The organism is Limnohabitans rimovensis (SeqCode) (assembly GCF_965234775.1).
Lineage (GTDB): Bacteria > Pseudomonadota > Gammaproteobacteria > Burkholderiales > Burkholderiaceae_C > Limnohabitans > Limnohabitans rimovensis.
Map to the genome: position 1 here is coordinate 36,405 of NZ_OZ248563.1, position 10,905 is coordinate 47,309.

Below are 10,905 nucleotides of genomic sequence, written 5' to 3' on the forward strand. Positions count from 1 at the left end.
GTTCCAGTCGACTTGCTGTATGGCCCCTCTTGCTCTGCGCTGCCTTGTCTCATGCCGCGCAATGGAGCTCCGCAGGCCTGCACGATTTGGGCATTTATTACTACGATGCATCTGCAATTGAGCACCAAGGTGATCGGCGCCGTGCCTGGACCATGCTCGATTACCGCGACCCGCAAAAAAACAAACAGGGCCAAAGCTTCAAATCGACCCGGGCGCAAATGGAATTCGACTGCAAAGACAAACGGGTGCGGGCCTTGACGGTGTCGTTTCACAGTGGTTCCAGGTTGTCTGGCGAAGTCCTGGTGAGCGAAGGCGTGTTCCAAGACTGGATGGGCGTGCCACCCAGCACCCCCATGGCCAATATCCTGAAGGCGGTGTGTGCCCACTGAGCCCAGCACGCCTTGGTGGACTTGGCTGAGCGAAGCTTGGCACGCGGGCGGCACGGGCGGCTTGAACTGGCACTTGCATGCCCACCAATCGCGTCAGCGCTGGCAACCCACGGTGCAGGCCTTGTCCGCTTATTTGGAAGGCATCCACCCCCAACGGCGCCATTTGCTGCTGATTGGCGCGAGTGCGGGTTGGATGATGCCGCCCAGCTTCTTGCAGCGTTTTGAACGCATTGATGCCTATGACATCGACCCCCTGGCCGGGCTGTGGTTTCGCGCCCGACACGCCAAACATTTGCGCGCCCACGGCGTGGCGCTGCACTACCACCGGCACGACGCCATCGCCCATTTACCCGCCCTGCTCGCCCAGCACCCGCAAGCCTGCCTGTGGTTTGATAACTTGCTGGGCCAGCTGCGTTACCGCTTTGGCGATACCGATGCGGCCCAAGATCGCTTGCGGCAGTTGCACCACGACCTGCGCGGCCACCCCTGGGGCAGCGTGCACGACGCCTACTCGGGTCGCGTGCGCGCCCATCCACCCGCGATCACTGCCACCTTGGCATTGGCGTTTGAACGCAACACCAGCGGCGTGGTGCATGCCGGGCGAACCTTCACCCACAGTGACTGGGCGCAACACCTGTTGGCATCCGTCGGCGCTGAGGGTGAGTGGCTGGACCACCTCACCGCCGACCTACTACCACCGCCAACGCCCGGGCAAATGATCCCCTGGGCCTTCAAACCGCGCCATTGGCACTGGCTGCAAGCGGGCTGGGTCAAGAACGCAAATTAAACAGCGTCAGGCCCAAAGCGTCCATTTGCTTTTGGTCTTGCACCCGGTTGTGTTTGCGAATCGCTTCTAGATCGCGCTCCACCAAAGACTTCATGCGCATTTGGTGCTGCTCTGCCTTGATCAGTTTCACCTTGATCTGCTGCTGGTCTTGAAACGCAAGCTCCAAATCTTTGTCCACCCTTTGCACCAAGCCTTGCAACTGAAGCATGTAGTGGCGATAGCTGGTGGTCTCTGCCATGGTGTGCAGCTTTTCTTGGGCCTGGGCAGCACGTTGTCGATAGTCTTCGTAAATGGTGAGCATGCGGCTGCGGCTGTCTTGCAAATGCTCGATGCGTTTGCGCGAGGCCACCAACTCCACCATGACCGCGTTGACCGCGTCTTCAGCTTTTTGGGCCAGCAAGGGCCAGGCGGCACGGGCTTTCATGATTCCAACAAGGCGCGCAGTTCAGTGCGCGTGCTTTCGTAGTCTTGGTCGATGTGCATGTCTTGCTGCAAAAACGACACCATGCGGTCGTGCAAGCGTATGGCGTCGTCCAACTCTGGGTTGGTGCCGCGCTCGTAAGCGCCCACCTGGATCAAGTCCAGGTTTTGCTGGTACAGCGTCCACATGCGGCGGAAGCGGTTGGCTTGCTTGAGGTCATTGGGATCGAGCAAGCTTTGCATGATCCGTGAGATCGATCCGGTCAGGTCAATGGCGGGGTAATGGGCCGCATCGGCCAATTTGCGCGACAACATCACCTGGCCATCCAGGGAGGCACGGGCAATGTCCACAATGGGGTCGGAGGCGTCGTCGCCTTCGGCCAGCACGGTGTAAATGGCCGTGATTGACCCCACGCCATGGCGGCCCACACCGGCGCGCTCAATCAAATTGGGCAGCAAGGCAAACACCGACGGTGGGTAACCCTTGGCCGTGGGTGGCTCGCCAATGGCCAAGCCAATTTCACGCTGGGCATGGGCCACACGGGTGAGGCTGTCGACCAGCATCAAGACATTCAGGCCTTGGTCGCGAAAATATTCGGCAATCACATGGGTCATGTGGGTGGCTTTGAGGCGCAGCACCGGTGACACATTGGCCGGAGACGCCACCACCACCGACTTGGCCAAGCCCTCTTTGCCCAGCGATTCGCTGATGAAGGCCTGCACTTCTCGGCCGCGCTCACCGATCAAACCAATCACCACCACATCGGCCTTGGTGAATCGGGTGAGCATGCCCAGCAACACACTCTTGCCAACGCCAGAGCCAGCCACCAAACCGATGCGTTGCCCACGCCCCATGGTGAGCATGCCGTTGATGGCCTTGACCCCGACATCGAGCACCTTGTCGATCGGTCCGCGCTCCATGGGGTTCAAGGGGCGACCCAGCAAACTCAAGGTGTCGTGGCATTCCGGCGCGGGCAAACCATCCAAGGGTTCGCCACGGCCGTCGATCACACGCCCGAGCAAGGCCGGTCCCAGCTTCACGTTGGAGGAGTGGCTGACCACCCGCACCACGTCGCCCGGGCCCACGCCTGTCGGCTCGCTGAAAGGCATCAAAAATAAAGTTTTGTCGTTGAAGCCCACCACCTCGGCTTCCACCCGGTGACCGTGGCGGCCCAACACCTCGCAACAGGCACCCAAAGGGGCCATGATGCCGCGCGTCTCCAGCGTCAGCCCGACCAAGCGTACCAAGGTGCCGCTGCGCTGGGGCTCGGGCGCACGCAGCTGGGCCATGCTGCGGGTCACCTCGCTGTCAAAATCGACAATGCGCGCCATCACTTCACCTGAATCATGTTGCGGATGACGGATGCTACCCTGCTTTGCTCTTGGTCCACGATCATGCGCACCACCATCAATTGGTCCTCATAGCTGTTGGCGTTTTGCAGCAATTCAGGGGGAATCGTGGGCTTTTTCTGCTTGTTCTCCAGCTTCACGCGTTCGCGCATTTGCGCCAAGCTTTCGCCTTCGTCGTCCCCTTCAGTGCCCTCCACCACGGCCACGGCTGTGGCGTCGGCAGGTATGCCTTCGACAGGCAACTGCTGCGCCACGGTGGTGGCATTCGGATCAGTTCCAGCGCTGGCGCTGACCTCACCAGTGGGACCCTCGGTGGCAACCACCTCAGCCTCGGGATTGGCGGCTGCCAGCTGGGCTGCGGCTTCATCAGCCTGGGCTTGCTCCAATGCGGCTTTTTGTCGTTGGGCCAGCTCTTCATCGCTGGGAATATGCAGGTCTGGGTTTTGGGCCATGTACACCGCCAGCTGCGGGTTGTCGTAATAGTTGCTGGCGTTGTTGTTATTGCTATAGGCTTGAAAAGCCGAGGTGATGGCCATTTGGGCCGCCTCTTCAATTTCAGCATGGTCCAACTCGCGGCGGCTAAAGGTCATGAGCATGGGCCGCACCACCCACATGATGAAGGCGATGCACATCACAGCGCGCAACAACACATTGAGCAGGTCAACCATGTTCAATGTCTCCCAAATGGCGCGCATCGACCACTTGGCGCGGGTCCACCACGTCGCGCGATGCGGCGTCCGTCACCTCGGTGTCCCGCTGTGCCAGGGGCTGGTTGAAAAACGACGATTGCTCACGCCAAACTTCAGGCTGACCCAACAAGCTGTGGGCCAAAGCCTGCAAACGGGTTTGCACCAGGTCTTCGACCTGGGTGTCGTTGGCGATCACGCGCACACTGCCCGGCTTGAGCTGGGTGACCGCCTGCAATTGGATGTTTTTCATCATGTCGCCGGCTTTTTCCTCCAAGCGGGCTTTGTCTTGGGGGTTGAGCTCGATGGTGACAAGGCCTTGGCCGTGAAAATCCAATTCATCCAAACAACGTTGCACCAAACGCTCGATGGCGCTGCCCGACAAATTCAACTCGGCCAAGACCAATTGCTCGGCCACATGCAAAGCCAAGCGCTTGAGGGGTTCGTACAGGTCTTGGGGGTTTTCCACCAAGGCCTGCACGCGTTGCGTGACCTCGCGCAGCAAGTTCAGCTCTGCATCGACCTGCGCTTGCATTTGCTCTTGCAAAGCCTGCATCAGCTCTTCTTGCACCTGCTGGGCCTGGGCTTGCCCCATGGCAATGCCACGTTGCTCGCCCGCTGTCTCTCCGTCGCTGCGCCCTTTGATCTCGCCTTCTTCAAGGCCTTGCGCCAAGCCTTCGCTGCGCCCTTGGGCCAAGCCTTCCTGAAAAGCTTGTTCACGCCATTGGGCCAACATGGCCGGGTCAGCGGCAGATTCGGCGGGGGCGGTGGCGGGTGCCAAGTCATGGCTTGCGGACAAAGCCAAGGCATTGGGCGCTTGTTCATCCGCTGCCGATGCCAAACTGGCCCCAGCATGTGCATCTTCGGTTCGCCCATTGGCTTGCACCGCTTCGACCAGCTGCACCTGGGGCGCATCCGTCACAACGGTGTCGGATTCGGTCAACAAAGGGCTGACATCCGCATCCACGGTGAACGCATCGTCTGCCACCGGGGCCGGTGCCACGGCCGTTTTGGCGGCGGGTCGTAATTCGTAGTCAGCCAACTCAAAGCCCACCGAATCGTCAAACACGCGTGCCGAGGGGTGCTCCTCGAGCTGGCGAATCAACACGCGCTCAAAGCCCACTTTGGGCACCGCCGTCCAATCGGCAGTCAAAAAACCAGCGTGCTTGGACGCAGTCGACAACAAGGGGTCGCCGTGCCAAGCGTTTGCGGGCGCCAGTGCGTCGGGCTTAAACAAAATCGGCGCCCCCCAGCATCAGCTCGCCCGAATCGGACAGCTTGCGCGCTTGGCGCATGATTTTCTTTTGTGCCTCTTCCACGTCGGACAAACGCACCGGGCCTTTGGCTTCCATGTCATCTTTGAACATGCCACGGGCACGCTCGGACATGTTGTCGTAAAAACGGTTGGCCACTTCTTCGCTGGCCCCTTTGAGGGCGGTCATGAGCAAATCGGGTTCGACCGCGCGCATGAGCACCTGCACGCCTTTGTTGTCCACCGTGGCCAAGTTGTCAAAGGTGAACATTTGATCTTGGATCTTCATCATCAGATCTGGGTCAATATCGCCCAGGCCTTGCATGATGGAAGACTCCAACTCGGTCTTGGTCAAATTCATGATCTTGGCCGCTGCCATGATGCCGCCAAAGCTCGACGACTGCTGCGACGCACTCTTGGAGAACTGCTGCTTCATGATGGATTCCAGCTCCGCCATGGCCGCCGGTTGCACCGTGTCCAAGGTGGCCACGCGCTGAATCACCTCGGGGCGCACTTCAGCGGGCAAAAAGATCAACACCTCGGCCGCCACCACACCGTCGAGCAAGGACAAGATGATGGCAATCACCTGTGGGTGCTCGGTGCGGATCATGTCGGCAATGCCGCGCGCATCCATCCAGCTCAAGATGTCCAAACCCTTGGTGCCTTGTCCGGGCATGATGCGGTTGAGCACCGAATTGGCTTTGTCATCGCCCAGGGCGCGGCGCATGACTTTTTCCACGTAGTCGGAATTGCCCAAACTCAAGCTGGTTTGGTTTTTCAGCATCTCGACAAATTCGTCCAACACCACATTCACCGCCTCTTGCGACAAGTCGGCCGCAGCCACCATGGCCGCCCCCAGGGCTTGCACCTCTTTGGGGTTGAGATATTTGATGATGTTGGCCGCTTGGTCTTCACCGAGCAACAGCATCAACACGGCTGCGCGTTGGGTGCTGGTCATGGCCTCCATTTCGGCACGCAATTTGGGCGTCCAGTTGGCGCGGTCCAAGGGGTTTTTATCGTCGGCCATGTTGCTGTCCTGCAGTCTCTTGTTCAGATCACGATTGAATCATGTTTTTGAGCACACCCGCCACCCGGGTGGAGTCATCGGAGACGATCATGCGGATCAGGGCCACTTTGTCGTCGTAGGTGTTGGCGGTGTTGAGCATATCGGCCGAAATGGTGGGCTTTTTGGGCTTGAGGCTGGACATGCGCGCCTTGATCTCTTCCAGGCTCTCGCCGTCTTGGATTTCAATCTCTTGCGGCGGCTCGTCCATGGTTTCCACCTTGGCACTGAGTTCGGCCACTTTTTCTTGCGCTGCGGCCAGGGCTTCGGCTTGTTCTTTGGCTTTGGCCTCGGCTTCGGCCTCGACAGCGGCTTTGTCAGATACCGCTTTGGCGGCGGCTTCGGCCACGGCAATCGCAATCCGCTCGGCCTTGAGTCGTTCACCGGCAGAGGCTTCACGGGCAGCGGCATCGGCGGCAGCAGACGCAATCACGGCGGGGTCAAAATCAGGTGTGGTGAGCTTGCGCACCATGGGGCGCACCACCAAGAACAGGAACAACAGGAACAACAAGGCCACCACCGCGCTGTTGGCCATGCCAGCAATGGATTCGTCTTTGTACCAAGGCACAGCGTCGGGGTCGACTTGCGGCTCGAAACGGGTGGACACCACGGTGACCACGTCGCCACGGTCTTCTTTGAAGCCCACGGCACCGCGCACCAATTGGTTCAGGCGCTCCAACTCTTCTTGGGTATAGGGAATGGTGGTGGGGGTGGAGCCATCGGCGGCTTTTTCCACTTTCATGCCAGCGGGAATGGGGCGCTCGTTGATCAACACACCGACACCCAGGCGCTGGACGCTGCCCATGGCAGTTTTGGTGTGGCGCACTTGGCGATCGAGTTCGTAGTTTTTGGTGCTGCGGGCGGTGACTTGCACGCCTTTTTCGGATTGACCCTTGGTCGGATCGGGGTTGTTGTCGCCCGAAGCCGCTGGGTTGATGTTGGGCACCGGCGGCGTGTTGCTGAGCGAGCCAGGGATGCCGATCGCGTCCCGCATGGTGTTGCGGTCTTCGACATACAACTCAGAACGGGTTTTGGAGCCCTCTTTGCGCTGGTCAAAGTCTTCGGTGGTGATTTCGTTTTGGTTGAAGTCCAGGGTCATGCTGACCTGGGCGCTGACATTGGCCTCGCCCACAATCGGTGCGAGCAACTGGACCAAGCGGGTGCGGTAGAGGTCTTCCATTTGTTGCTTTTGCTGCAACTGGGCCGATGTCAAGCCCAAAGGCTGCTCGACCAGCATTTCATTCATCAAGGTGCCAAAGTTGTCGACCACCGACACGTTTTCGGGGGCCAAATAGGGCACGCTGGCCGACACCAACTGGATGATGGCGGTCACGTTGGCCGCCGACACGGCGCGACCCGGCGCGCGGGTGATGATGACCGAAGCTTTGGTCGGCACGCGGTCGCGCACAAACACGCTTTGTTTGGGTGAGGCCAGGTGGACTCTGGCGCTTTTGATGCCGGCAATTTGGGCAATGCTGCGCGACAGCTCTTGCTCCATGGCGTTGTTGTAGCGCACCTGCTCCATGAATTGGCTGGTGGTCATGGCGGGCATGTCTTTGAGGCCCTCAATGCCTTGTTGGTCATTGCGCGGCAAGCCTTTGGAAGCAATCAGCATCTTGGCTTCATGAAAGCGCGCAGCCGGCACGGTGATTTGGCCGGTGTTGATGTCGATTTCGGGTTTGAAGTCGGCGGTTTTCAAGGCCTCCAAGGCCACTTGTTTGTCGGCCTCGGACAGCATCATGGTCAGCGGGCGATAGGGCGGCGCTTTCATGGACAAAGAGGCCAAACCAAAAGCGGCCACCACCAGCAAAATCACCGCCAGGGGCAGCACCTTGCGCACCGTGGGTTGGCGCATCATGTCGCGCACCATGCCCATCGGGTCGGTCAGGGCCGTGCTGGCCGCACCACGGGTGATGTCATTGCTGCGCACCGGTGCCAAACCGGTTTCGCTGCTGCGCCCAGGCGCGTTGGATTCATTGCCGCCCGCTGCGGGCGGGGTGCCAGGCGCAGTGAGCGCGGTGTTCATTGTTGCTGTTGCCATGGGGTTCTCTTAAGTTCAGACGGGCATGTTCATGATTTCTTCATACGCTTTGACCACTTTGTTGCGCACCTGCAAGGTGGCTTCAAAAGACAGCGACGACTTTTGCATGCCCAAGACCACATCGGTCAAGGGAATGTCGTCGCCACGCTGATAGGCCTCTTGCAAGCGGGTCGATTTCACCTGGGTGTCATTGACTTTTTCCAGCAGGTTTTTGACCGAATCGGTGAAGCTGGGTGTGCCTTTGGGGGCCACCGTGTCTTCGGTTTTTTGCGCCTGGCCACTGGCCTGTGCTTGGTAAGCACGGATGGTTTCCAGCATGGACTGGATGTTGGTGGCGGATGTGCGATCAATCATGCTTTACCCCTTCAGTCGGCAAAAGCCAGGTGCATGCCACGCTCGCGCAGTTGCGCCAATTTGTAGCGCAGGGTGCGGGGGCTGATGCCCAGTTTGCGGGCAGCTTCCACACGACTTTCGGTGGTTTGGATGGCCGACATGATCATTTGATGCTCGCTGACTTTGACGGCATGTTGCAAGTCCAAGCCGTCCAAGGTGGGCTGGATGGGATCGGTGGTGCCAAAGCGGCTGAATGAAAAGCTGTCGGCCTCTGGGGCGAATGTGGGGGGCAAGGACCAGCCTGCACTGACGTCACTGTGGTCACCTTTGGCTGGCAAACCCACGAGCATGGCCTTGGCCGCGTCGTTCATCGCATGGGTGACCGCGCTTTTCAGCACCCCCAGGGTTGAATGCATGGGCATGGGGTCTGCCGCACTGTCCGCCGCCGGTGCCGCTTCAGCGAGCGCAGGCGGCGCAAACAATGGGGTGTCGAAATCTGTGGCGGATGCTTCGCCGGTGTTGTCGCGGCCCAAGGCCACGGGGGACGAGGCTTGCGCATCCATGGCTTCATCGAACATCAAATGCGAAGGCGTGATGGTGCGGCCTGTGCACAGCACCACGGCACGCTGCACCACGTTTTCCAATTCCCGCACATTGCCTGGCCAAGGGTACTGAAGCAACATTTTTTGCGCATCGGGCTCCACCGACAAGGCCACGCCGCCTTTGGCATGGCGCGCCAATGATTGCGCCACCAAGGGCAAGATGTCGCCCACCCGCTCGCGCAGGGGTTGGATGCGCAGGCGGAAAGTGCTGATGCGAAAGTACAGGTCTTCGCGGAATTCGCGCGCATCGATGGCAGCGCGCAGGTCTTTGTTGGTGGCGGCGATCAAGCGCACGTCCAGATCAATGGTGGCTTCGCCGCCCAAGCGGTTGAGCTTTTTCTCTTGCAACACACGCAGCAACTTGGCTTGCAAATGGATGGGCATTTCGCCAATCTCGTCCAAAAACACGGTTCCGCCATGGGCTTGCTCGAACATGCCTTTGTGTTCTTTGTGCGCGCCAGTGAACGCACCCTTTTCATGGCCAAACAACATGTCTTCGATCAAGTGCTCGGGCAAGGCCGCGCAATTGAGGGCCACGAACGGGCCTTTGGCGCGGGGCGAGGCTTCGTGCAGCACGCGGGCCAACACCTCTTTGCCGGCACCCGTGGGGCCGACCAACAAGGCGGTGACTTCGGTTTGGGCCACGCGTTGGGCCAAGGCCAATAGCTGTTGGCTGACGGGATCGACAAACACAAAACTTTTAGGGGCTTGGGCCTTGACGTTCAAAGCGGCGACGGCATCGGCCCACAACGGGGTGCTCCACTCATCGGCGGGCAGCACATGCAAAGCACCCAGGCGCATGGCGTCCACAGCGACCTCCATGCGGCGGCGCTCGACACGGCAAATCACCGGCATGCGGTGACCCAATTGGCCAATCAGGGTTTGCACTTCACCCAAGAGCTCAGCGTTGTCACCCAAGCGGATGATCAACACATGGGCGCGGCGCAAGGCCACATGCAATTCACCCAGGGTAGCGACGGTTTGCAAGCTGATACCAGCGGCATCGAGCTGAGCGCGATCGGCGTCGGCCAGTGGACTGAAGGGGTCCAACCAGACGGCTTGAATGGCGTTGACAGAAGAAGCATTCACTTTGAACAGCCTGTAATTAAGGTAAGACTGTTATGCAAGGGATGTGCCAACCTCTAATGCAACCCTTTCAATGTCAAGTGAAGCTAAAAATGAAACCTAATGTGTTTGTAATTAAATGCTGAGACGAAAACCCGACATGGCCGGTGTGTCGACAAGCCCTCAGGCTTCCCACACTTGGGTCGAGCGCAGGTTGCGCAACGGGGCAGCTGCTTTGACGGGCGTCTTGGGGTCTGACTTGGCGGGCAATGGCATGGCCAGTGAGGGATTTTGTTTTTCGACAAATCCCATGCAAGGTGCGCCATCGGTGCTGAGCACCTCCAAGGCGGGCAAGCGACGGCTTTTAAAGCCCATCAAACGGCATGAATACGGCTTTCCAGGGTCCCAACTGACCGCGAAGTAGTGACACTTCATGCAGTTGGGTCCATTCGCGTAGACACCCACGCCTGTGTTGGCGGTGTGGTCAGGCACGATGGGGCCTCATGGTTTACCGGTGCAGGTTGAGGTCAGGCCATCAACCCTGCAACAGCTTCATCACCGACTGCTGGCTGGTATTGGCCTGCGCCAATACTGCCGTGGCTGCCTGCTGCATGATCTGCGTCTTGGCCAACTCTGTGCTGGCCGAGGCGTAGTCGGCGTCCTCGATCTGGCTGCGCGAGGCAGACAGGTTCATGGACACATTGGTCAAGTTGTTGATCACGTGGTCGAGCCGGTTCATCACCGCACCCATGGTGGCGCGGGTTTGGTTGACCTTGTCCATCGCCACATCCAGCTTTTTGAGCACATCTTGCGCGCCTTGCAGCGAGCTGATGAAGGTGCGGGTGAGCGGTTTGCCCATCAAATTGGGGCCGCCAGGCAGCGCCTCGGGAATGGTGGAACCAGGCACCAAGGGGTTC

The 10,905-nt window shown here is 59.5% G+C and carries 12 protein-coding genes; 2 read left to right on the plus strand and 10 right to left on the minus strand.

Annotated features, from left to right (window positions below; genetic code table 11):
* Positions 1-44 precede the first annotated feature (44 nt).
* A complete protein-coding gene (locus tag AC8GFZ_RS08510; protein ID WP_506644371.1) occupies positions 45-389 on the plus strand; it encodes a surface-adhesin E family protein in 345 nt (114 codons plus the stop codon).
* The gene (locus AC8GFZ_RS08515) at positions 379-1,176 is read left to right on the plus strand and encodes a hypothetical protein (RefSeq protein WP_506644373.1); all 798 of its coding nucleotides are present in this window, start codon (positions 379-381) and stop codon (positions 1,174-1,176) included. Before AC8GFZ_RS08510 ends, AC8GFZ_RS08515 begins: the two co-directional genes overlap by 11 nt.
* On the opposite strand, the gene AC8GFZ_RS08520 is transcribed toward AC8GFZ_RS08515, so the two are convergent.
* The 10 genes from AC8GFZ_RS08520 to AC8GFZ_RS08565 form a co-directional block, all read right to left on the minus strand.
* A complete protein-coding gene (locus tag AC8GFZ_RS08520; protein ID WP_506644375.1) occupies positions 1,160-1,600 on the minus strand; it encodes a flagellar FliJ family protein in 441 nt (146 codons plus the stop codon). The genes AC8GFZ_RS08515 and AC8GFZ_RS08520 overlap by 17 nt on opposite strands.
* Complete coding sequence (locus AC8GFZ_RS08525) at positions 1,597-2,928, minus strand: FliI/YscN family ATPase (protein WP_506644377.1); 1,332 nt, start codon at positions 2,926-2,928, stop codon at positions 1,597-1,599. The genes AC8GFZ_RS08520 and AC8GFZ_RS08525 overlap by 4 nt, the downstream gene beginning before the upstream one ends.
* On the minus strand, positions 2,928-3,614 hold the full coding sequence (locus AC8GFZ_RS08530; RefSeq protein WP_506644379.1) for a hypothetical protein: 687 nt from the start codon (positions 3,612-3,614) through the stop codon (positions 2,928-2,930). The genes AC8GFZ_RS08525 and AC8GFZ_RS08530 overlap by 1 nt, the downstream gene beginning before the upstream one ends.
* Complete coding sequence (locus AC8GFZ_RS08535) at positions 3,607-4,869, minus strand: FliH/SctL family protein (RefSeq protein WP_506644381.1); 1,263 nt, start codon at positions 4,867-4,869, stop codon at positions 3,607-3,609. The genes AC8GFZ_RS08530 and AC8GFZ_RS08535 overlap by 8 nt, the downstream gene beginning before the upstream one ends.
* The gene (gene fliG / locus AC8GFZ_RS08540; protein WP_506644383.1) at positions 4,862-5,911 is read right to left on the minus strand and encodes a flagellar motor switch protein FliG; all 1,050 of its coding nucleotides are present in this window, start codon (positions 5,909-5,911) and stop codon (positions 4,862-4,864) included. The genes AC8GFZ_RS08535 and fliG overlap by 8 nt, the downstream gene beginning before the upstream one ends.
* A gap of 28 nt (positions 5,912-5,939) precedes the next feature.
* The gene (gene fliF / locus AC8GFZ_RS08545; RefSeq protein WP_506644385.1) at positions 5,940-7,988 is read right to left on the minus strand and encodes a flagellar basal-body MS-ring/collar protein FliF; all 2,049 of its coding nucleotides are present in this window, start codon (positions 7,986-7,988) and stop codon (positions 5,940-5,942) included.
* A 15-nt stretch (positions 7,989-8,003) separates the two neighbouring features.
* Positions 8,004-8,342, minus strand: a complete 339-nt coding sequence (gene fliE, locus AC8GFZ_RS08550) for a flagellar hook-basal body complex protein FliE (protein ID WP_506644387.1) — start codon at positions 8,340-8,342, stop codon at positions 8,004-8,006.
* An 11-nt stretch (positions 8,343-8,353) separates the two neighbouring features.
* Positions 8,354-10,012 (minus strand): sigma 54-interacting transcriptional regulator, encoded by a 1,659-nt coding sequence (locus AC8GFZ_RS08555; RefSeq protein WP_506644389.1) that lies wholly within the window; start codon positions 10,010-10,012, stop codon positions 8,354-8,356.
* Positions 10,013-10,171: 159 nt separating this feature from the next.
* A complete protein-coding gene (locus AC8GFZ_RS08560) occupies positions 10,172-10,480 on the minus strand; it encodes a hypothetical protein (protein WP_506644391.1) in 309 nt (102 codons plus the stop codon).
* Positions 10,481-10,523: 43 nt separating this feature from the next.
* Positions 10,524-10,905 (minus strand): flagellin (locus AC8GFZ_RS08565; protein ID WP_506644393.1); only part of this gene is annotated, 382 nt, incomplete at its 5' end.